This is a genomic window from Nitrospira sp. BLG_2 (genome assembly GCF_049222245.1).
In genome coordinates, this window is sequence record NZ_JBLYIG010000640.1 from 1 (window position 1) to 1776 (window position 1776).

1 protein-coding gene is annotated in these 1776 nt (G+C 61.4%); it reads right to left on the reverse strand.

Going from position 1 to position 1776, the window contains the following annotated elements; genetic code table 11:
• On the reverse strand, positions 1 to 1730 hold a 1730-nt coding region (locus ACOSYY_RS17040; protein WP_421663997.1), incomplete at its 3' end, for a DEAD/DEAH box helicase.
• Positions 1731 to 1776: the final 46 nt, after the last annotated feature.

A 1776-nucleotide genomic window follows, 5' to 3' on the forward strand; every position in this document is an offset into this window, starting at 1 on the left:
GTTGTGTCCGCCAGGATATTCTTTACCGCCTGCGCTTCATCGAACACGATCACGTGGAAGGTCATCCGCTCCAAGATCTCGATGTCGCGGCGGGCAAGCCCATAGGTCGTGATCACCACCTCGCCGTCTTCGGCATCGAGCGCCCGCTCGTTCCCACTGTAGATGTGGACCTTCAAGCGGGGCGCGAAACGCGCCAGTTCCTGTTCCCAGTTGAAGAGGAGACTCGTCGGCACGACGACCAGATGAGGCCCCTTCACGGCGCGAGCCGCCTTGATGCGTCCTTCCGCGCTGGCGGCCAGCAGGCAGATGGTTTGAAGAGTCTTCCCCAATCCCATGTCGTCGGCCAGGCAGGCGCCGAACCGTTGCTCGTAGAGAAATGTCAGCCAGGCATAGCCCTCCCATTGGTAGGGACGAAGCACCGCATGCACGCCTTTCGGCAACGGCGGTTTCTCGATCCGCTCGAATCCCAACAAACGTGTCAACACCGCCTCGTCCTCGGCGGGCAACGACACGGGGATGCCTTGTTCTCGCAACGCCAGCCAATCGAGGATCTGCAACCTGGGCACGCGTACGACCTCCGCTGTTTTCCGATCCGCCCGGGCCTCGCCCGTCAGGCCGATGATCGCGCGCAGCCGTTCCATGGTCCGGCTGTCCAAAACCCGCAAGCCGTGCGCCGTCCGGATCAGCCCGCCCTGCCGGAGAGCCTGCCGCCATTCCGCCTCATTGACCGGCATGCCGTCGCAGCGAATTTCCGGCCGGATCTCGAACCACTCGATCCCGGTCTCCTCTCGGTCTTGACGTCCGACTTGCACGGAGCAGTCCCATCGAGTGGCCCGGAGCGGCTGGTCTTCGTAGAGCAACGTGATCCCGGCTGCCGTCAGTTTTTCCAAGAGATCCGGCAAACGTTGGAACAGCACCTGGGAGTCGAGCGCCATGGCATCGTACGGCTGCATCCCGCGAAAGGCATCCAAACCAAAGACCTCGAATGGAATCCGGTACAGCAACATTTCGCGGCTTTTGTCGATCGCCTGCAGCGTCCACCGCTCGTTCTCAATCTGCAATCGCACATCCGGTCGGACGTACGCAGACAGATGGTGCCTCAGCCATTGAGCGGCCTCAAGACGAATGCTCCGCGTCCAATCGGTCTGGTCCAGCGCCGTCTTGATGCGGTAGTCTCGTTCCTTGGCTTCGCCGACCGTGAACAACGTGAAGAACAGACCGTAGAGCATGACCTTGCGTTTCTGCGCCCGTAACGGAGCGGAAACAGAGCGGCCTTGTTCCAACGCTGAGATGAAGGAAAAGGTCGAGGCGCTCGGCGCGAAAGTGCTGTCACCGCGCCGGCATTGCGTCTGCAACGTCCATGCGGCGGTGGGCGTGCCGGCCTCGTCGGAGAGAGGAGCCAGCATCAACGAGTACGACGCCTCTTCGGCCGCCGACACAGGGGCAGAAGAATGAACCGGCGTTTCTGTCCCATCCACGCGCAACAGAAGGTCGCGCAGGGTCTTGTCGGCCTGTTTGTGGATTAGATCGATCTGCGCGGATTGAAACTCATCTCGCGAGACGGTGAACTCCATCTCATCATGAATGCCCTGCCGTCGTCCACAGCCTTGGCCGTCCGGCAAGATCGCCGCGCACAACGTCTCACCCGGTTCTCCGTGCGGATACGTGTTGACACCCCTGAACCCGTCTCGCAACACGCGAAACGAGGCCCATCCGCTTTCGTCCTCCATAAGGAGCAAGCGACGGCCTCTTACATCAGCCACGAAGTTGCGAAAG